This window comes from Cryobacterium roopkundense (genome assembly GCF_014200405.1).
Taxonomy (GTDB): Bacteria; Actinomycetota; Actinomycetes; order Actinomycetales; family Microbacteriaceae; genus Cryobacterium; species Cryobacterium roopkundense.
Genome location: NZ_JACHBQ010000001.1, coordinates 2,697,579 through 2,716,710, shown reverse-complemented (window position 1 = coordinate 2,716,710; position 19,132 = coordinate 2,697,579). Strand labels below are relative to the sequence as shown.

Here is a 19,132-nt window from a genome sequence, read left to right as displayed (position 1 = left end):
CACCGGCCCCACACCTTGTCCAGAGGCGGTGGGTCCAGAGGCGGTGGCTGCGCCTTAGATCGCGCGGCCGGGCGAACCGGACTGCGGGGCGGAGGGAATGAGCCCGAGTGGGGTGACGAATGTCTCGCGCTCGTTCCGATCGATCGCGTAGCACTGCCACCCCAGGCCGCCGGGGCCGGTGAACTCGAACCGCGCGTCGGAGCTTGAAGCAAAAGGGTAATAGCGGGCTACGTCGACGATGCAGGCGTTGGCCGCTGTCGTGCTGGCCACGCGCATGGTGGTGAGCACTCCCGGAACGACGAGCGCGAGCAGCCCGAGCACCACGACGATCCGCATCAGCCGCGTCAGGTGCCGGCTGCGAAGCGGTCGTTTACTGTCGTGCGGCTCGTAGCCGGAGAGCTCGGGGTAGTTGTCACTCATGGTCACCCTCATTCTTTCAGACGAACCTCCGCTCCCACCCCGACAAAAACGACGGAGATTTCTCGCGAAAAGCCCGGTTCCGGGTGGGAAACTGCTTTTTCGCGTGAAATCTCCGCCGAATTCGAGGAGCCGGGATGGTGTTAGTGGGTGCTGCCCTCTGACTCGATCTCGGTGCGGTCGCCCGACCACAGGGTGTGGAAAGTGCCGGGCAGATCGACGCGCTTGTAGGTGTGTGCGCCGAAGAAGTCGCGCTGGCCCTGCACGAGTGCGGCCGGCAGGCGCTCGCTCGCGAGCGAGTCGAAGTAGCTGAGCGAGGCGGCGAAGCCGGGAACCGGCACGCCAGAGAGCGCGGCGGTCGACACGATGCGGCGCCAGGCCGCCTCGCCGTTCGCCACGGCCTCGGCGAAGTACGGGTCGATGAGCAGGGTGGGCAGCGCGGCGTCCTTCGCGTAAGCGTCCACGATGCGGTTCAGGAACTGGGCGCGAATGATGCAGCCGCCGCGCCAGATGGTGGCCGTTGCCCCCATGTCGATGTTCCAGTTGTACTTCTTCGCCCCGGCCGCGATGGCGTCGAAGCCCTGCGCGTACGCGACGATCTTCGAGGCGTAGAGCGCCTGGCGCACGTCTTCCTGGAAGGTGTGGCCCACGATGGCGATCTCGGGGCGGGCGGTGACGACGGCGCGGAAAGGAACGCGCTGCTCGGGGTGGCTCGACACCGCGCGGGCAAAGACGGCCTCCGCGATGCCGCCGACGGGAACGCCGAGGTCGAGCGCGTTCTGCACGGTCCACACGCCGGTGCCCTTGGAGCCGGCCTCGTCGAGCACGATGTCGACGAACGGCTTGCCGGTCTTCGCGTCAACCTGACGCAGGATCTCGGCGGTGATCTCGATCAGGTAGCTGTCGAGCTCGCCGGTCTTCCAGTCGGCGAACACATCGGCGATGGCCGCGGGGGAGTGTCCGCCTACCCGGCGCAGCAGGTCATAGGCCTCGCTGATCAGCTGCATGTCGGCGTATTCGATGCCGTTGTGGATCATTTTGACGAAGTGACCCGCGCCATCCGTTCCCACGTGCGTGACGCAGGGCACGCCGTCGACGACGGCAGCAATGGATTCGAGAATGGGGCCGAGGGTCTTGTACGCCTCGACCGAGCCCCCGGGCATGATGCTGGGGCCCTTGAGTGCGCCCTCTTCGCCGCCGGAGATGCCGGCGCCCACGAAGTTGATGCCGGTGGCGCTCACGGCCTTCTCGCGACGGATGGTGTCGGTGAAGTCAGCGTTGCCGCCGTCCACAATGATGTCTCCGGGCTCGAACAGGTCGGACAGTTGTGAGATGACGGCATCAGTGCCGGCGCCGGCCTGCACCATGATGATCGCGGTGCGCGGCGTGGACAGCGAGGCGACGAAGTCGGCAATGGTCTCCGAGGCCACGAAACCGGCCTCCGGGTGCTCCTGGGTGAGCAGCCGGGTGCGCTCCGGAGAGCGGTTGAACACGGCGACAGTGTTCCCCTCACGGCTGGCGAGGTTGCGGGCGAGGTTCGAGCCCATCACCGCCAGGCCGACTACGCCAATGTTTGCCTGTGTTGCACCGGATACTGACACGTTTGCTCCTTTGGGGCTGTGATCTCCAGACCATTCTCAAGGCTAGTCGCTGGGTACTGCGTCCCATACCTCGGGGCCAGTGCAGTTGACTCGGCAGACATAAAGAGTAACCTTGGCTCCTATAATCAGATTTATTGCGCAGGAAACGCAAAAAGTCCGATGTAGTAAGGCAATGGAGCATGAAACAACGGCCGACCAAGCGAAAGCGCATCAATGACTGATGAAATCCTGACCTCTCGGCCCGCAGCGGCTGAGCCCGCACGGGCTGCGCCCGCACCTCAACAGCCGATCGTCGTGATGGGCGTGCAGGGCTGCGGAAAATCGACGGTGGGCCGTCACCTGGCCGAGGCCCTCGGAATGCCCTTCGAAGACGGCGACGACCTGCACAGCGCGGAGGCACGCGCGAAAATGGCCTCGGGGCATCCGCTCACGGACGAGGACCGCCTGCCCTGGTTGACGCGCATCGCCGAGCGCATCCGCGAGTCCGTCGAGTCGGGCGATCCCCTGGTGGTGGCGTGCTCCGCTCTCAAGCACGGCTACCGCGACCTGATGCGCGGCATCGTGCCGACGCTCGTGTTTGTGGAGCTCTACGGCGACCAGGCCCTCATCGCCGAGCGTCTCACGCATCGCAACCATGAATACATGCCTCCCGCCCTGCTCGACTCGCAGTTCGCCACGCTCGAACCGCTCGGCGCAGATGAGGCCGGCCTGCGGGTCAACCTCGCGAATACTCCCGACGGCATCGTCGGTCTTGCACTGCAGTACCTGAAATAAATCGTTCCAGAAATAAGAAAGAGATAGTTCGCTGATGACCGATCTTGACATGAACTGGGTGTTGTCCACACCCGCGCTGCTCGGCATTGCTGCCGCGGCGATCGCCCTGCTTCTCGTGCTCATTATGAAGTTCAAGGTGCACGCCTTCCTTTCGCTCATCATCGTGAGCCTGCTCACTGCTGTGGCGACGGGGATTCCGACCGCGAGCCTCATGCCCACCCTGCTACTCGGCTTCGGCAGCACCCTCGCCGGGGTGGCCCTGCTCGTGGGACTGGGGGCCATGCTCGGTCGCATGCTCGAGACCAGTGGTGGCGCGCAGGTGCTCACCGAGGCCCTCATTAGTCGGTTCGGGGAGAAGCGCGCGCCGCTCGCCCTGGCCGTGGCATCGCTCATGCTCGGCTTCCCGATCTTCTTCGTCGCCGGCCTCGTGGTCATGCTGCCGATCATCTTTGCGGTGGCGCGTCGCCTCGGCGGCTCGTTCCTTGGCTACGCGTTCCCTTCGGCCGTCGCCTTCTCTGTCATGCACATCTTCGTGCCGCCGCACCCGGGACCCGTGGCAGCCACGGGCCTGCTCGGCGCCGATGTGGGCCTCGTGCTGATCTTCGGCCTGCTCGTCGCACTGCCCACCTGGTACGTCGTCGGTCACCTGTTCGGCGGCTACGTCGGCCGAAAGTACAACATTCCCGTGCCGTCCATCCTGCGCGGCACCTCCGATTCGTTCAAGGAATTCGAGTCGACGCCCAAGGTCGGCACCGTGCTCACCCTGTTGTTGCTGCCGATCGGGTTGATTTTCCTCAACACGGGCCTCAACATGGCCGCCACCGCGGGACTTGTCTCCCTCGGTGACACCTGGGTGCAGATTCTGCGTACCCTCGGCGAAACACCGGTTGCTCTGCTCATCACGGTGCTGCTCGCGATGATTTTGCTCGGAGTGCAGAAGCACAAGTCCGGAAACCTCATCGAGGCCGTCGTGGACAGCGCACTCGGCCCGGTGTCCTCTGTCATTCTGATCACCGGCGCCGGTGGAATGTTCGGTGGCGTGCTGCGGGCCAGCGGTATCGGCAACGCGATCGCCGATTCTCTCGACGCCGTCGGTCTTCCGGTGATCGTGGCCGGCTTCGTCATCGCGGCCGTTGTGCGTATCGCGCAGGGCTCGGCGACGGTGGCCCTCACCACGGCGGCCGCGCTGCTGCAGCCCGTCGTCATGTCGAACACCACCTTCAATCCGGTGGAACTCGCCGCTATCGTGCTTGCCCTGGCCGCTGGCTCGGTCTTCGCCGGACACGTCAACGACTCAGGTTTCTGGCTCGTCAGCCGGTTCTTTGAGATGGACACCAAGACCACCCTCAAGACGTGGACGGTTGGACAGGCCCTCGTCGGAATCGTCGGCTTCGTGATCGCGCTCGCGATCTACCTCGTCGCCGGGATGCTCTAAGCCATGACTCCCGTCGGTCCCGCGCTCGGCAACCTGTCGGCCTTCGATCTGTCCGGACGGGTCGCCCTCATCACCGGTTCGAGCCGCGGAATCGGGCGGTCCATCGCCGAGGGTCTCGTGCAGGCCGGCGCCGTTGTCGTGCTCAACGGTGTGAACGTCGACAGACTTTCCGCCGCGCACGCTGACTTAGCCGCGGGGTTTGGGGCCGACCGCGTGTTTTTTCGGGCCTTCGACGTGACGGATGCCGAGGCCGTCGCCGCGGGGATCGACTGGATTGAGTCGACGGTCGGGCCCCTGCGCATCCTCGTGAACAACGCCGGGGTGCAGCATCGCGTTCCGCTGCTCGATCTCGACGTCGCGGACTGGCAACGCGTTATGGACACGAACCTCACGAGCGCGTTCCTGGTGGGGCGGGAGGTGGCCCGGCACATGATTGCGCGCGGACGGGGCAAGATCATCAACGTCGCGTCGGTGCAGGCCGACCTGGCACGTCCCACTATCGCCCCGTACACGGTGTCGAAGGGTGGACTGCGCAACCTCACGCGAGCGATGACGGCGGAGTGGGCCCGGCACGGGCTGCAGGTCAACGCCATAGCGCCGGGGTACATCCACACCGAAATGACCCAGAAACTCGTCGACGACGAGGCGTTCAACGACTGGATCCTCGGCCGCACGCCCGCGAACCGCTGGGGAACACCGGCTGACCTGATCGGGCCGGCCCTGTGGCTCGCCGGCGACGCCTCCGACTTCGTCAACGGACAGGTCATCTTCATCGACGGCGGCATGACCGTCGTGGTCTAATCACGCTGGCACCGGCTCTGAAAGAGGCACGAATGACACTTCCCACGCACACCAATGCGGTCGTCGCCCACGCGGCCGGCGACCTGCGCGTCGAGACCGTCCCCCTCGACGTTCCCGGGCCCTCAGACGTCGTGGTGCAGGTCGCCTATGGCGGTATCTGCGGTTCCGACCTGCACTACTGGCAGCACGGCGCGGCGGGCGAATCGATCCTGAAGGCGCCCATGCGACTCGGCCACGAGGTGGTGGGCACCGTCGTTCGGGCTGCCGCCGACGGCAGCGGCTGTGCCGTCGGCACGCTCGTGGCGGTGCACCCGGCCACTCCGGGGAAAGGTGACGGCTCGGCGTATCCGCTGGACCGCCCCAATCTGTCGCCGGGCTGCACGTATCTGGGCAGTGCCGCGCGGTTTCCGCACACCGAGGGCGTCTTCGCACGCCACATCGTCGTGCCCGCCACAATGCTGCGGCCGCTCCCGACCGGGCTCTCGCTGCGGGATGCCGCCCTCGCAGAGCCCGCGAGTGTGGCCTGGCATGCCGTGTCCCGAGCGGGGGATGTAGCGGGTAAACGCGTGCTCGTGGTCGGCGCGGGCCCGATCGGCCTTCTCATCGTGGCGGTGCTGGCGCGCGCCGGGGCCGCCGAAATCACCGTCACCGATATGCACGATCTGCCGCTGGCGACAGCCGGCCGGGTGGGAGCCGGCACGACGCTGCGCGCAACGGATGCCGACGCCATCGCGTCAGTGCAGGCCGACATCTGCTTCGAATCGTCGGGAAGCGCACGCGGTCTGGCCTCGGCAGTTCATGGCGCGCGCCGCGGCGGCCGCGTGGTCATGGTCGGGCTGCTGCCCTCGGGGGAGCAGCCGGCGCTGATCTCCCTGGCCATCACCCGCGAGCTCGAACTCGTGGGTTCGTTCCGGTTCAACGGTGAGATGGACCTGGTGCTCGAGGCCCTGGCCGACGGCACGCTCGGTGTGGAGGGAATCGTCACGCACGAATTCGCCGCGGCCGACGGCCTCGAAGCGTTCGATGTGGCCCGCGACTCCTCGCGTTCGGGCAAGGTGCTCCTACTCTTCTGAGCCCGCCCCAGTCCGCCCCGTCGCGCCTCGGCCGGCGGTCGCGCTAGGGGAAGTAGACCCGGGGCGTATCGACCCAGGTCGGCTCGACCTCCGCGATCGTGCGTCGCATGATGAGTTCCATCGACTCGCGTGCCCGCTGCGGGTCGCCGCCCTGGATGGCGTCGGCTACGTCGACGTGCCACTGCAGGGCGGTTTCGTGCGGCTTCTGTGGCATGAGGCCCACGTCGGTTCGGCCCGACAGCACGGCCGCAATCACCTCATCGAGCTTGGCGAACATCTCGTTCCCCGAGCCGTGCAGCACGAGGCGGTGAAAGTGGATGTCGAGTTCGAGGAATCGATCGAGGTCGCCGGAGCGGCCCACGGTCTTCATCTGTGCCGCTACGGTCATCAGCTCGGCGGCGATGGCCGGCGGGGCGTGCTGGGCGGCCAGTTCCGCGGCCATCGGTTCAACGGATGCCCGCAGCTCGCTGAGCGAGCGCAGTTGGGCTCCGAGGCCCGTGCCGCTGAGTCGCCACCGAATCACCGTGGGGTCGAAGGCGTTCCAGCGGGACTGCGGCAGCACGCGGATACCCACGCGCTTGATGGATTCCACGAGGCCCATGGCGGCGAGCACCCGCACGGCCTCCCGTGCCACCGACCGGCTCACGCCTTGGTGGCGCACGATGTCGTCGGAAAGCATGATGGTACCGGCGGGAGTTCGCCCGTCGACGATCGGCCGACCGACCGCGTCGACGACACGGTTGTGCAGACTCGAAGGCATCTTCAGACCCTATCGGCTCAGGAGGGGCCGTCCTCCCAGATCGAGCTCATCTCGGTGAATGCGCTGTCCATGATGCTGAGCATCGCCGCGTGGGCGGCGTCCCCGTCGCCGCGTTGGATCGCGCTCGCCACATCCACATGAAGCTGCAGCGCTTCGGTGGCTGGGTGATGGGGGATCAGCCCATAGTGCGTGCGGCCGGTGAGAACTTCGGCCACGAGCGTGTTCAGCTTGGCAAACATTTCATTGCCGGAGCTCGACAGGACGAGGCGATGGAATTCAATGTCGAGAAGCAGGAACTCCTGCTCGTCATCGCTCTGTCCGGCGGCCCAGAGCCGACCGGCGAGCCCCATCAGGGCACTCGCGTTCGTCAACGGGGCCCTCGTCGCGGCCAGTCGCGCCGCCTCAGGCTCGATGGCGCTACGGAGTTCAGTGAGGGACCGCAACTGGGCGATTCGCTCGGGGGAGGCCAGCCGCCACCGAATCACCTGCGGGTCGTACAGGTTCCAGTCGGCGGCGGGCAGCACCTGAATGCCCACCCGGCGTCGCGAGGAGAGCATTCCCATCGCCGCGAGCACGCGGACGGCCTCCCGCACCACCGAACGTGAGGCGCCGTAGCGTTCCTCCAGTTCGTCGATGCGCAAAACGGATGCCTCGGCGAGCGCGCCCGATGTCACGGCCAGCCCCAGCAGCTCCACGATGCGCGCATGCAGGCTCGTCGGGGTCGTGTCGTTCGACGTCATGCTATTGATCATATCGTTAGGTAAGTTTTATTGAATACGTATGTTTTATTTACTAACATCACGGAGTAGAGACAGATGTAAAGATGCATCCGTTGGAGCCGGTGCGACGAAGCACCCGTTCTTGAGAGTGGGGACACAGTGAAGCGTCATTCAGTTGTTCGATCAGCGGCCCTGGCCGCAGCCACATTTATGGCCGCTGGGCTGTTGACCTCGTGCAGCGCGGGGGCGGCCGGCACCGACGAAGCGTCCACGACGGTGCAGGTGACTCTGGTCAACCACGTGTGGACCGACATCATCAAGGAGAAGATCCCGGAATTCGAGGAGGCCACCGGGCTCACGGTGGAATTGAGCCAGTACGGCGAAGATCAGCTGTCCGCGCAGTACAACGTCAAATTGAACGCCGGATCGGCCGATCTGGACGTGATGATGTATCGCCCCCTGCAGGAGGGCAAGCAATTTGCCCAGAACGGCTACTTCGCCGACCTGACCGACGACGTCGAGTCGAACGCAGACTGGGACTGGGCCGACTTCCAGCCCGGTCCCGTGGGCACCACAACCTTCGACGACCAGGTGGTCGGCGTGCCGATCATCACCGAGCAGGAAGTGTTGTACTACCGTAAGGACCTGCTCGAGAAGGCCGGCTTGGGCGTGCCGCAGACCATGGACGAGCTCGAGGCCGCGGCGAAAGCCATCAAGGAGCAGAACCCCGGTGTCGCGGGCTTCGTGGCGCGGACCGAAAAATCGGCTGCCGTGACCCAGTTCTCCAGCTTCCTCTATAGCTTCGGCGGCGACTTCATCGACGAGGACGGCAACGCTGCCGTGGACAGCGATGAGGCAAAGGCGGCCTACGCCTTCTACGGCGGTCTGATCAGGGACTACGGGCCTGACAACGTCAGCACAGACATGAGCTGGACCGAAGCGATGGCCATCTTCACCCAGGGTCAGGCTGGCCTCTACACCGAGGCCGACAGCCTCTACAAGAACGCCACGGATCCCGCCACGTCCAAGGTCTCCGACACCGTCGGATTCGCTCCGATGCCCGCCGGATCGGACGGTTCGAAGGCCTACAACATCCCGTCCTGGGCGCTCGGCGTGAACGAGTCCTCCCAGAACCAGTCCAACGCCTGGAAGTTCATTGAATGGGCCACCAGCCAGGACATGACCCTGGAGATCCAGAAAGACGGAGTGCCAAGCGCCCGCACGTCGGTGTGGGAGAACCCCGAAGGTGTCACGACGTATCCGGCCGACCTTGCCGCCGCGATCGCCGCGAGCACCGAAAATGGCGTCGGTCACGACCGGCCGCTCGTCATCAGCGTTCCGGAGGCTCGTGAAATCGTGGGCGATCCGATCGTGGTCGCCATCACCGGCGGCGACTCCGATGCCGCCGCCGATGCCGCCAACGAGGCATTCCAGAGCCTCCTCGACGACGAGTAGGTCGTCCTCTGACGGATGCCGGACGGCCGCTCTCGCGCGGCCGCCCGGCATCCGTCCCCCGGTTTTGTTCGTGTAACAAGCGTGAGGTGAACGATGACCACTTCGGTCAGCATCAGGCCCACCGTGTGGAAGTCGTATTCCGCCTGGGCAAACCGCCATCGGAAGTGGCTCTTCGCCGCTCCCGCCATGATCTTCGTGGGGCTGCTCATCGCCATTCCCCTGGTCTGGACGCTGTATCTGAGCGTCACGGACTCGAAGGGGTCGGTGCGCGCGGCGTCCGATTTCGTGGGACTGGCCAACTACGTCGAGGTCTTTGCCGATTTCGACAGGTTCTGGCCCGCGGTCGCTCGCACCTTCATTTTCACCGGGGGAGCCCTGGCTGTCGAGATGGTGCTGGGAATGTGCATAGCGCTGCTGCTGTGGCGCCCCTTCAAGGGAGAGAAATGGGTGCGTGTGGCCATTCTGCTGCCCCTGGTTGCGACGCCAGTGGCGGTCGGCATGATGTGGCGGCTCATCTTCGACCCGAACATCGGTTTCGCCAACCAGGTTTTGAACTGGGTGGGAATTCCGTCTCAACCCTGGTTGTCTGGCCAGTACACCGCCCTCCCCACGCTGATGTTCGTCGACATCTGGCAGTGGACGCCGATGATCGTGCTGATCCTGCTCGCGGGGCTCACCTCCCTGTCGGAGGAACCCGACGAGGCCGCGCGCATCGACGGAGCGAATGCCTGGCAGCGATTCTGGTTCGTCACGCTCCCGCTGCTTCGGGCCACTGTCATCGTTGCCATCGTTTTGCGCGGGATCGATGCGCTGAAGACCTTCGACATCCTCTATGCCACTAAAGGCAAGGGTGGTGGTTCCTTCCACGAGGTTGAGACTCTCAACGTCTACGCGTACGGTCTCAGCTTCGATTACAACGACTACGGGATCGCCTCCACGGTGCTGGTCCTGTTCTTCCTCCTCATCATTGCGATCATGTGGCTCGTCACCTATCGCAGAAAGGCAGATCGCTGATGGCTGACACACTGCGCGAGGCGCCCGTAAGTGCGTCCGACGCCCCCCTCGTGCCCACACAGCCCGCGCGGCCGACGGATCGTCGGCGGCGCAAACCACGCGCGTATCCAGCGTTCCGCGTCGTGGCGCTGACTCTCGTCGTGCTGCTGTTCATCGCGCCCCTCGTCTGGATGGCGGTTGCCTCCTTCAAGACGAACGTCGACATTTACGATGCCAGCAAGACCTTCTTCTTCACGCCCACGCTGGACAACTACGAGAACGTGCTCAGCCGCAACAACTACTTCGTCTTCATCTTCAATAGTTTCTGGGTGGCGTTCGCGTCCACCGTGCTCTCGCTGCTGCTGGGGGTGCCGGCTGCCTATGCGATGAGCCGATTCACTATGCATCGCTCGGCGATGGTGGTGCTGATGGCCCGCATCATCCCCGGCGTCAGCCTGCTCGTGCCGTGGTACTTCATCTTCGCCAACATGCGCATGGTGGGTGGCTTCGGCGTGCTGATACTGTCACACATGTTTGTGGCGCTCCCGCTGATCGTTTACATCATGATCAGCTATTTCGACTCGATGCCACTCGAACTCGAGGAGCAGGCGCAGGTCGACGGGCTCACTCCGATCGGGGCTTTTGCCCGCATTACGCTGCCCTTGTCGATTCCGGGTCTGGCGACGGCCGGCATCCTCTCGTTCATCTTTTCGTGGAACAACTTCATGTTCGCGCTGGTGTTGTCCGGGGCCAACACGAAGACGCTGCCAGTGGCCATCTTCAACTTCGTCTCGTACGCCAGCATCGACTGGGGCAGCCTCATGTCGGCGGCCGTCGTCGTGACAGTTCCCATCATGGTGATCGCCCTGTTCACCCAGAAGTACATCGTCTCCGGCCTCACGGCCGGGGCCACGAAGGGATAGCGCCATGTCGGTGATTTCGCGAGTTGAGACCTTTCTGGTTGCCCCGCGGTGGCTCTTTGTGCGGCTCGAAACTGATGCGGGTGCCGTGGGCTGGGGCGAAGCCAGCCTGGAAGGTCACGCTGATGCTGTGCGGGCGGTCGTCGACCAGTTCGCGGAGTACCTCGTGGGGCAGGACGCGTCCCGAATCGAAGACCACTGGCAGGTGCTCACGAAGAGCGGCTTCTATCGCGGCGGTCCGGTTTTCGGCAGCGCTGTCGCCGGCATCGACCAGGCGCTGTGGGATATCAAGGGCAAGATTCTGGGCGTGCCGGTCTACGACCTGCTCGGCGGAGCGGTGCGCGATCGCATCCGGATGTACGGCTGGGTGGGCGGTGACGATCCGAGCGGTATCGCCGACGCCATTCAGGCTCAACTCGACGTGGGTCTGACGGCCGTCAAGATGAATGCCTCCGGAGTCATGTCGCGGTTGGGGACAGTCGCCGAAATCGACGGCGTGCTCGACAGGGTCGCCGCGGCCCGCGAGGTTCTCGGACCGTACCGCGACGTGGCCGTCGATTTCCACGGGCGTTTCACGCTGGCCAATTCGCGCCGGATCGCGCCGCTGCTCGAACCCCTGCGTCCCTTCTTCATCGAGGAGCCGGTGGCTCCCGAAAACTCGCACCTGATCGGACAGCTCGCCCAGGCCACGTCGATTCCCGTCGCCACGGGGGAACGGCTCTACACCAGGCAGGACTTCCTGCCCGTTCTCCAGGCCGGCATCGCAGTGGCCCAACCGGACCTGTCCCATGCCGGCGGCATCTCAGAGGTGCGTCGAATCGCGGCGCTCGCCGAGACCTTTGACGTGCAGCTCGCGCCACACTGCCCCCTCGGTCCCATCGCTCTCGCGGCCTGCCTACAAGTGGGCTTCGCCACGCCGAACTTCCTCATCCAGGAGCAGAGCATCGGAATTCACTACAACCAGGGAGCCGAAGTGCTCGACTATGTGATCGACAAGGCCCCGTTTCGCTTCGTGGACGGCCACATCGAGCTTCTGGCCAACGCCGGCCTGGGAATTGAGGTCGATGAGGCAGCAGTCAGGGCCGCCGACGCCCGCGGACACTCCTGGCGAACGCCGATCTGGCGCCACCGTGACGGCGGGGTAGCGGAATGGTGAGGCCTGCGGCTGAGGAGTTCCTCGCCGGGCTCGCCAGCGAACGCCTGCTGGCGATAGTGCGGGGCCACGACCCGGCGGCCGCAATTCGGGCCTCCCTCGTGTTGCTCGAATCGGGCGTGCGCTTTGTGGAAGTGTCACTGGTGACAACGGATGCGCTGCGGGTGATCGAGGAGATCGTTCGGCTGGCGCCGCCGGAGGCTGTCATCGGCGCCGGGACTGTGCTCACTCGGCAGCACGTCGCGCAGGCCGCCGATGTCGGCGCGCAGTTCATGGTGACGCCGGCCGTGACTGTGGCGGTGGCCGAGTCTGCGGAGCGCGGAATTGCCGTGTTGGCGGGCGCCCTGACTCCCACGGAGGTCGTGGCGGCGCTGGATCTCGGCGCGACGGCGGTCAAGCTGTTCCCCTCGTCATCGGGTGGACCAGCGTACCTGCGAGCGCTGCGCGATCCGTTGCCTGCGGTGCCCTTCGTTCCGGTGGGCGGGGTGGACGCCTCCGTGATGGTCGAGTACCTCCGCTGTGGCGCCGTCGCGGTCGGGGTCGGAAGCCCGTTGCTGGGCGACGCTGCCCGCGGTGGGGATCTCGATGCCCTGCGCGGTCGTGCGACGGATTTCCTGGCCGTCGCCGCGGCAGCAGGGCGTGTGCCCGCGTGACGGGACCAGACGTCGTCACCCTGGGCGAGACCATGGTGAGCCTTCGAACCGACACTCCGCTGCGGCTGGGGGGCTTTCTCACCATGACAATGGCGGGTGCCGAATCCAACGTGGCCATCGGGTTGGCACGGTTGGGACACTCGGTGCGCTGGGCAGGTCGGGTGGGCGCTGATGAAGTGGGTGAATTCATTCTGCGCACCCTGCGGGCCGAACGCGTCGTCGTTGACACCGTCGCGACGGATTCGGCACGCTCGACCGGGCTTATGCTCGCGGAACGCCGGGTCTCCGACATCTCCAGGGTCAGCTACTACCGGTCCGGTTCGGCGGGGTCGGCCCTCACGGCGTCGGACGCGACGGCCGCCCTCACGGACGCCCCGCGCGTTCTCCACCTGAGCGGAATAACGCCGGCCCTGTCCGCCGGGGCCGCCGACTGCGTGCGGGAGGCGATTCGGCTGGCGCGCGCGGCCGGCAGCCTGATCAGCCTGGACATCAACTACCGTTCGAAGCTGTGGACGCCGGGCGAGGCCGGCCCCGTGTTGCGCGCCCTGGCGCGCCAGGTCGATATCGTCATTGCGTCCGAGGACGAGCTCGCCCTCGTGGGTTCGGGCGAAGAAGACCACATCAGGCAGGAACTCGCGGCGGAGGGTGTGGCGCATCTGGTGATCAAACGCGGAGCACGTGGCGCGACCCTGTGGCGGCACGGAATCGGGTACGACGCCCCGGCCCTCCAGATTGCCGTTCGCGACACGATTGGCGCGGGGGACGCCTTCACCGCGGGCTTTCTGTCGGGAGTTCTCGACGACCTGGATCCGGTATCTGCGCTCCGACGGGGCACCGTCACCGCGGCGTTCGCGGTCGCGGCCGTCGGCGATTGGGAGGGGCTGCCCACCCGAGACGAGTTGGGGCTGCTCGACGCCGAGTCGGGCACAACGGTTCGGTGAAACGTCCCCTGACCCGGTGCGCGACACGCCCGAGCTGCGCGGGGCCGACGAAACGTGTAAAGTTAATAACTGAACTTCGGCGAGGGATGCCGCCTTCCCGGGAAACCGGGCCACAGGCATCCGTTATCGACGCGGCGGACGAGACTTTGAGCTTTTCCTCACGCTGACATGCGTTCGAGTTGACACGGCATCAAAGAACGACGCGCCACTACGCGACGACGCAGCATTAGACAACGACCAGGGCCCACGGGTCCGCAAGGAGATGCACCATGGCTAAAGAGATCAACAAGGTTCAGGTTGACCTGCGCGAGAAGTTCGGCAAGGGTGCGGCCCGCAAGCTGCGCGTGCTGGGCATGATCCCCGCCGTCATCTACGGCCACGGCACCGAGCCCGTGCACGTGTCGCTTCCCGCGCACCGCATCGGCCTGCTGCTCCGCCGCGCGAACGCGATCCTCGACCTCGACATCAACGGAAAGAGCCAGCTCGTTCTGGTGAAGGACGTTCAGAAGGACCCGGTTCTCGCGATCATCGAGCACATCGACCTCATCGTCGTCCGTAAGGGCGAGAAGGTTCAGGTTGAGGTTCAGGTGCACATGGCCGGCGAGTCCTTCCCCGGCACGATGGCCGACTTCGACACCAAGACCCTGCTGCTCGAGGTCGAGGCAACCGACATCCCCGAGAACGTCAGCGTGTCGATCGAGGGCCTCGAAGACGGCGCCCAGATCCACGCGTCCGACGTCACGCTGCCTGAGGGCGCCGTGCTCATCTCCGAGCCCGACACCCTCGTGGTCTACGTGCACACGCCGCGTGGCGAGGACGAGGAAGAGGCCGAGACCGAGGTCGCCGCCGCCGCCGCAACCCCCGCCGCGTAGTCATTCCCTTCTGGTTCCGTCGTAAGCGGAGGATTCCACTGGACGAGAATCTCTGGCTCGTAGTCGGGCTCGGTAACCCCGGGCCCGACTACTCCGGTAATCGCCACAATGTCGGCCATATGGTGCTCGCGCAGCTGGCCGATGGCCTGCGCGCCAATTTCAAGAACCATAAGACCGCCGCATCGGTCGCCGAAGGCCGCAGCGCCCCCGGAGGCCCGAAGCTCGTGCTGGCCAAACCGAATACGTTCATGAACGTGTCTGGCCGCCCGGTTGCCGCGCTCCTGCGCTTCTACTCGCTCGAGCCGTCGCACCTCATCGTTGTGCACGACGACCTCGATATCCCGTTCGACACCCTCAAGCTCAAGGTGGGTGGCGGCCACGGCGGCCACAACGGCCTGCGAGATATCATCGCCGCCACGGGCACGGGTGACTTCATTCGCGTGCGCATGGGCATCGGCCGTCCTCCTGGCCGGCAGCCCGCTGCGGATTTTGTGCTCCACGACTTCACGTCGGCTGAGCGCTCCGTTCTGCCCAACATCTTGACGGATGCCGCGGACGCGATTGAGTACATCGCGAGCGACGGTCTCACCGCCGCCCAGCAACGGTTCCACGCCCCCTCCTGAGCGCCACCCTTCCCGCTCCTCGCGCTGAGGCGCGAACAACCCGCTGGTCGAGGCGCGAGGCGCCAGCGATCGAGGCCTGGTGAGACATTCCTCAGGCCCGTGTGCGGTCTGAGGGCCAGCTCGCGGGGTCTCGATCGCTCCTTTGTCGCGCCTCGACCGGCGGGGTCTCGATCGCTCCTTTGTCGCGCCTCGACCGGCGGGGTCTCGATCGCTCCTTTGTCGCGCCTTGACCGGCGGGGCCTCGCCGGCGGGTGCTTTGATGCGGCTGTCAGCGGGGGTGCGTAGACTCGACCGGTGATCCTTCAGGGCTTAATCGCTGCGCTCAAGCGCGCCTCCACGTTCGATAGCGCCCTCGCGTATGCGAGCAGGGACGCCGATTTCTCGCTCACGGAGGGCCTTCGGGCGCCCCTGTTAGCCGCCCTGCTCGAGCAACGTGGCGACGAGGCGCAGGCTCTGTTCGTGATCACAGCGACCGGTCGCGAGTCCGAGGCGTTGCGCGACAACCTCGCCTGCTTCGCTTGTGACGCCGAGATCATCGATTTTCCGGCCTGGGAAACCCTGCCGCACGAAAGGCTGAGTCCGAGCGCCGAGATCGTGGGCAACCGGTTACACGCGCTTCGTCGCATGCGCGAGTGGGAAGAGACCCCCGTCGGTGACCGCCGGCCGCTTATCGTCGTGGCCTCGGTGCGGGCGGCGTTGCAGCCCGTTGCCGACAACCTCACCGACTACGAGCCCATCGAACTTCGGGTGTCGGCGCGGGGCCACGACCTTGCCGCCATTGCCCTGCAGCTCGTGGGCGTGGCCTACGCCCGCGTCGACATGGTCACCCGGCGCGGCGAGTTCGCCGTGCGCGGCGGAATCCTCGACGTGTTCCCTCCGGTTGCCTCGCATCCGTTCCGCATTGAATTCTTCGGCGATGAGGTGGAGCAGATCCGCCAATTCTCCGTGGCCGACCAGCGTTCGCTACCGGAACCTGTCGACGTCGTGAGTCTGCCGCCGAGCCGCGAACTACTGCTGAGCCCCGCGGTGCGGCAACGCGCCCGCGAGATGGAGCACGAGTTTCCGAGCCTCTCCGGCATGCTCGCCAAGATCGCAGAGGGCATCCCGGTGGAGGGCATGGAAAGCCTCGCCCCGGCGCTCGTCGACAGGCTCGTTCCTGTGACGCACTACCTGCCGGCCCGAGCGGCTGTCGCCGTGATCTCACCCGAACGCGTGGCGAGCCGCGCGATCAGCCTCGCCGAAACGAACCGCGAGTTTCTCGGGGCGGCGTGGAGCGCCGCCACCGCGGGCGCCGATTCCCCGATCGACCTCGAATCGGGGGACTTTCTCACTCTGGGCCGGCTGCGGGAATCCGTCACGCACACGCGTCCGGGAGCACCGGCATCCGGTCACTCGTGGTGGACGCTGAGCTCCTTCCAGGCCGGGCCGGCGGCCACCGACATCGACTCCATGCTCAGCATCCGTATTGAGGCCGAGGCCGTGCCGAGCTTCCAGGGCAACGTGGAGGGTGCCGTCGGCCACGTGTCCGCGAGGCTGAAAGACGGCTGGACCGTGGGTATCGTGGCGCAGGGCACCGGCCTCGTGGAACGTGCGGCGCAGGTGCTCGCCGAGCACGAGTTGCCGGCCCGGGTGGTGGACATGTGGCCGAACGAGCCAGAACCGGGTATCGCCTACCTGCTCAAGGCCGGTGTCGACCACGGCTTCGAACTCGCGCAGACCAAACTGACGCTGATCAGCGAGTCCGAGTTTTACGGGCGCACCGCGGGCTACGACGCCCGGCAGGTAAAGAAGCTCGCGAGTCGGCGCAAGAACGTCGTCGACCCGCTTCAGCTGAAGGCTGGCGACCACGTTGTGCACCAGACGCACGGCATCGGACGCTTCCTCGAGCTGACCCAGCGGGAGGTGTCGAGCGGCGGGCGCAACCCGATCAAGACCACGCGTGAGTACCTCGTACTCGAGTACGCGCCGTCGAAGCGGGGGCACCCTGGCGACAAGCTCTACGTGCCCACCGACCAGCTCGATCTCGTGTCCCGCTACGTCGGCGGCGAGGCGCCGGCGCTGAGCAAGATGGGCGGCAGCGACTGGTCCTCGGCAAAGACGAAGGCCCGCAAGGCCGTGCGAGACATCGCCGTGGAGCTCGTCAAACTGTACTCGGCACGCATGGCGAGCAAGGGCCACGCGTTCGCGCCGGACACCCCCTGGCAGCGCGAGCTCGAGGAGGCCTTCCCGTTCGTGGAGACTCCCGACCAGCTGACCACGATCGACGAGGTCAAGGCCGACATGGAGCGGCCCATCCCGATGGACCGCCTGCTCTCGGGCGACGTGGGATTCGGCAAGACCGAGGTCGCCGTGCGGGCCGCATTCAAGGCCATCCAGGACGGTAAGCAGGTGGCGATGCTCGTGCCCACGACGCTGCTCGTGAGCCAGCACATGGAGACCTTCAAGGAGCGCTTCGCCGGCTTCCCGGTGCACCTCCGTGCCCTGTCGCGCTTTCAGACCGAGAAGGAATCCCGCGAGACCATCGCGGGAATGCTCGACGGAACCGTCGATGTGGTGATCGGCACCCACCGGCTGCTGTCGCCGTCGATCATCTTTAAAGACCTCGGGCTTGTCATCATCGACGAGGAGCAGCGTTTCGGGGTGGAGCACAAGGACGCCCTGAAGAAGCTCAAGACCAACGTGGACATCCTCGCGATGAGCGCGACGCCCATTCCGCGGTCCCTCGAGATGGCCGTCACCGGTATTCGGGAGATGTCGACGCTCGCGACGCCGCCGGAGGACCGCCACCCCATTCTGACCTTCGTGGGGCCTTACTCCGAGCGGCAGGTGGGCGCCGCCATCCGTCGCGAGCTACTTCGCGAGGGCCAGATCTTCTTCGTGCACAACCGGGTGACGAGCATCAACCGCGTCGCCGCGCAACTCGCCGAACTCGTGCCGGAAGCGCGCATTGCCGTGGCGCACGGCCAGCTGCCGGAGGCGCAGCTCGAGCAGGTGGTAGGGGACTTCTGGGAGCGCAAGTTCGACATCCTGGTGTCGACGACGATCATCGAGACCGGCCTCGACATCGCGAATGCGAACACGATCATCATCGACCGCGCCGACAAGTTCGGTCTGAGCCAGCTGCACCAGCTGCGCGGACGGGTCGGGCGTGGGCGTGAGCGTGCCTACGCGTACTTCCTCTACGACGGCAACAAGCCGCTCTCCGAGACCGCGCACGATCGCCTCTCGACGATCGCGGCGAACAACGAGCTCGGCGCGGGCATGCAGGTGGCGTTGAAAGACCTCGAGATCCGTGGCGCGGGCAACCTGCTGGGCGGCGAACAGGCCGGGCACATCGCAGGTGTGGGGTTCGACCTCTACCTGCGCATGATCGGCGAGGCCGTGAGCGCCTTCCGTGGTGATGTGGCGGAGGGGCAGACCGAACTGCGGCTCGAACTGCCCGTGGACGCCCATATTCCCCACGACTTCGTCGACAGCGAGCGCCTACGGCTCGAGGCGTACCAGAAACTCTCGAGCGCGAGTTCGCCCACGGCTACGGCCGACCAGATCGACCTGGTGCTCGATGAACTCACCGATCGCTACGGAGAGCCTCCCGTGCCGGTGCAGAACCTCGTGGCAGTGTCCCGCTTGCGCTGGCACGCCCAGCAGACCGGGCTCAGCGAGGTTGTGGCCATGGGATCCAACCTGCGCATCGCATCCGCTGATCTGGCCGATTCTATTCAGATTCGGCTGCGGCGGATGTACCCCGGCGCGAAATACACGCCGGCCAGCGGGGCACTCATCGTGCCGCTGCCCCGCACGAGCACCGACCCACGAACGAGCGGGCCTGTCGATGACGCGACGCTGATCGCCTGGACCGACACGCTGCTCGGCGCGATCTTCCCGAGGCCGGTGGAGGCCGCCGTTCCGGCCACCTAACGTTCGATGACGAGAGAAGCCCCG

General features: G+C 65.9%; 17 protein-coding genes. 13 read left to right on the top strand and 4 right to left on the bottom strand.

Annotated features, from left to right (window positions below; translation table 11 throughout):
• Window positions 1-54 precede the first annotated feature (54 nt).
• Both BJ997_RS12780 and gndA read right to left on the bottom strand, forming a co-directional pair.
• Entirely contained in the window at window positions 55-420 is a 366-nt protein-coding gene (locus BJ997_RS12780; RefSeq protein ID WP_152602059.1) for a hypothetical protein, read from the bottom strand.
• Between the two features lie 140 nt (window positions 421-560).
• A complete protein-coding gene (gene gndA, locus BJ997_RS12775; RefSeq protein WP_052541914.1) occupies window positions 561-1,964 on the bottom strand; it encodes an NADP-dependent phosphogluconate dehydrogenase in 1,404 nt (467 codons plus the stop codon).
• Window positions 1,965-2,231: 267 nt separating this feature from the next.
• Here gndA and BJ997_RS12770 point away from each other — a divergent pair, with 267 nt between their 5' ends.
• From BJ997_RS12770 to BJ997_RS12755, 4 genes are read left to right on the top strand one after another with little or no spacing between them, the layout of a single operon-like run.
• On the top strand, window positions 2,232-2,792 hold the full coding sequence (locus BJ997_RS12770) for a gluconokinase (RefSeq protein WP_236628738.1): 561 nt from the start codon (window positions 2,232-2,234) through the stop codon (window positions 2,790-2,792).
• Window positions 2,793-2,826: 34 nt separating this feature from the next.
• Entirely contained in the window at window positions 2,827-4,227 is a 1,401-nt protein-coding gene (locus BJ997_RS12765) for a GntP family permease (RefSeq protein WP_052541913.1), read from the top strand.
• A 3-nt stretch (window positions 4,228-4,230) separates the two neighbouring features.
• Window positions 4,231-5,028, top strand: coding sequence for an SDR family oxidoreductase (locus tag BJ997_RS12760; protein ID WP_035835041.1), 798 nt, complete (start codon window positions 4,231-4,233; stop codon window positions 5,026-5,028).
• Between the two features lie 32 nt (window positions 5,029-5,060).
• Window positions 5,061-6,101, top strand: a complete 1,041-nt coding sequence (locus BJ997_RS12755) for an L-idonate 5-dehydrogenase (protein ID WP_035835040.1) — start codon at window positions 5,061-5,063, stop codon at window positions 6,099-6,101.
• A 43-nt stretch (window positions 6,102-6,144) separates the two neighbouring features.
• Here the strand turns inward: BJ997_RS12755 and BJ997_RS12750 are convergent, their stop codons facing one another.
• Together BJ997_RS12750 and BJ997_RS12745 are read right to left on the bottom strand one after the other, a co-directional pair.
• Window positions 6,145-6,861: a FadR/GntR family transcriptional regulator gene (locus tag BJ997_RS12750; RefSeq protein WP_035835039.1), complete on the bottom strand. Its 717-nt coding sequence runs from the start codon at window positions 6,859-6,861 to the stop codon at window positions 6,145-6,147.
• Window positions 6,862-6,878: 17 nt separating this feature from the next.
• Entirely contained in the window at window positions 6,879-7,601 is a 723-nt protein-coding gene (locus BJ997_RS12745; protein WP_035835082.1) for a FadR/GntR family transcriptional regulator, read from the bottom strand.
• Between the two features lie 138 nt (window positions 7,602-7,739).
• On the opposite strand from BJ997_RS12745, the gene BJ997_RS12740 reads away from it, so the two are divergent.
• The 9 genes from BJ997_RS12740 to mfd all read left to right on the top strand — a co-directional run bounded on the left by BJ997_RS12740 (window position 7,740) and on the right by mfd (window position 19,108).
• Window positions 7,740-9,035, top strand: a complete 1,296-nt coding sequence (locus tag BJ997_RS12740) for an ABC transporter substrate-binding protein (protein ID WP_035835038.1) — start codon at window positions 7,740-7,742, stop codon at window positions 9,033-9,035.
• A 93-nt stretch (window positions 9,036-9,128) separates the two neighbouring features.
• A complete protein-coding gene (locus BJ997_RS12735) occupies window positions 9,129-10,049 on the top strand; it encodes a carbohydrate ABC transporter permease (RefSeq protein ID WP_084141016.1) in 921 nt (306 codons plus the stop codon).
• Window positions 10,049-10,951, top strand: coding sequence for a carbohydrate ABC transporter permease (locus BJ997_RS12730; protein WP_084141015.1), 903 nt, complete (start codon window positions 10,049-10,051; stop codon window positions 10,949-10,951). Before BJ997_RS12735 ends, BJ997_RS12730 begins: the two co-directional genes overlap by 1 nt.
• A gap of 4 nt (window positions 10,952-10,955) precedes the next feature.
• The gene (dgoD, locus tag BJ997_RS12725; RefSeq protein WP_035835036.1) at window positions 10,956-12,104 is read left to right on the top strand and encodes a galactonate dehydratase; all 1,149 of its coding nucleotides are present in this window, start codon (window positions 10,956-10,958) and stop codon (window positions 12,102-12,104) included.
• Window positions 12,098-12,754, top strand: coding sequence for a bifunctional 4-hydroxy-2-oxoglutarate aldolase/2-dehydro-3-deoxy-phosphogluconate aldolase (locus BJ997_RS12720; RefSeq protein WP_052541911.1), 657 nt, complete (start codon window positions 12,098-12,100; stop codon window positions 12,752-12,754). Before dgoD ends, BJ997_RS12720 begins: the two co-directional genes overlap by 7 nt.
• Window positions 12,751-13,695, top strand: coding sequence for a sugar kinase (locus BJ997_RS12715; RefSeq protein ID WP_035835035.1), 945 nt, complete (start codon window positions 12,751-12,753; stop codon window positions 13,693-13,695). Before BJ997_RS12720 ends, BJ997_RS12715 begins: the two co-directional genes overlap by 4 nt.
• Before the next feature lie 269 nt (window positions 13,696-13,964).
• A complete protein-coding gene (locus BJ997_RS12710; protein ID WP_035835034.1) occupies window positions 13,965-14,567 on the top strand; it encodes a 50S ribosomal protein L25/general stress protein Ctc in 603 nt (200 codons plus the stop codon).
• A gap of 38 nt (window positions 14,568-14,605) precedes the next feature.
• Complete coding sequence (pth, locus tag BJ997_RS12705) at window positions 14,606-15,190, top strand: aminoacyl-tRNA hydrolase (protein WP_084141014.1); 585 nt, start codon at window positions 14,606-14,608, stop codon at window positions 15,188-15,190.
• A 294-nt stretch (window positions 15,191-15,484) separates the two neighbouring features.
• Window positions 15,485-19,108 carry a transcription-repair coupling factor gene (gene mfd, locus BJ997_RS12700; RefSeq protein ID WP_035835032.1) on the top strand — a complete coding sequence of 1,208 codons (3,624 nt, stop codon included), beginning with the start codon at window positions 15,485-15,487 and terminating at the stop codon, window positions 19,106-19,108.
• The last annotated feature ends 24 nt before the right edge of the window (window positions 19,109-19,132 follow it).

What these genes read in the sequence shown, in the direction of transcription:
- BJ997_RS12750 (WP_035835039.1), bottom strand. Translation starts at nt 6,861, where the DNA reads ATGCCTTCGAGTCTGCACAACCGTGTCGTCGACGCGGTCGGTCGGCCG.
- BJ997_RS12755 (WP_035835040.1), top strand. Translation starts at nt 5,061, where the DNA reads ATGACACTTCCCACGCACACCAATGCGGTCGTCGCCCACGCGGCCGGC.
- BJ997_RS12760 (WP_035835041.1), top strand. Translation starts at nt 4,231, where the DNA reads ATGACTCCCGTCGGTCCCGCGCTCGGCAACCTGTCGGCCTTCGATCTG.
- dgoD (WP_035835036.1), top strand. Translation starts at nt 10,956, where the DNA reads ATGTCGGTGATTTCGCGAGTTGAGACCTTTCTGGTTGCCCCGCGGTGG.
- BJ997_RS12735 (WP_084141016.1), top strand. Translation starts at nt 9,129, where the DNA reads ATGACCACTTCGGTCAGCATCAGGCCCACCGTGTGGAAGTCGTATTCC.
- BJ997_RS12765 (WP_052541913.1), top strand. Translation starts at nt 2,827, where the DNA reads ATGACCGATCTTGACATGAACTGGGTGTTGTCCACACCCGCGCTGCTC.
- BJ997_RS12710 (WP_035835034.1), top strand. Translation starts at nt 13,965, where the DNA reads ATGGCTAAAGAGATCAACAAGGTTCAGGTTGACCTGCGCGAGAAGTTC.
- BJ997_RS12745 (WP_035835082.1), bottom strand. Translation starts at nt 7,601, where the DNA reads ATGACGTCGAACGACACGACCCCGACGAGCCTGCATGCGCGCATCGTG.
- BJ997_RS12720 (WP_052541911.1), top strand. Translation starts at nt 12,098, where the DNA reads ATGGTGAGGCCTGCGGCTGAGGAGTTCCTCGCCGGGCTCGCCAGCGAA.
- BJ997_RS12770 (WP_236628738.1), top strand. Translation starts at nt 2,232, where the DNA reads ATGACTGATGAAATCCTGACCTCTCGGCCCGCAGCGGCTGAGCCCGCA.
- gndA (WP_052541914.1), bottom strand. Translation starts at nt 1,964, where the DNA reads ATGGGCTCGAACCTCGCCCGCAACCTCGCCAGCCGTGAGGGGAACACT.
- BJ997_RS12730 (WP_084141015.1), top strand. Translation starts at nt 10,049, where the DNA reads ATGGCTGACACACTGCGCGAGGCGCCCGTAAGTGCGTCCGACGCCCCC.
- BJ997_RS12780 (WP_152602059.1), bottom strand. Translation starts at nt 420, where the DNA reads ATGAGTGACAACTACCCCGAGCTCTCCGGCTACGAGCCGCACGACAGT.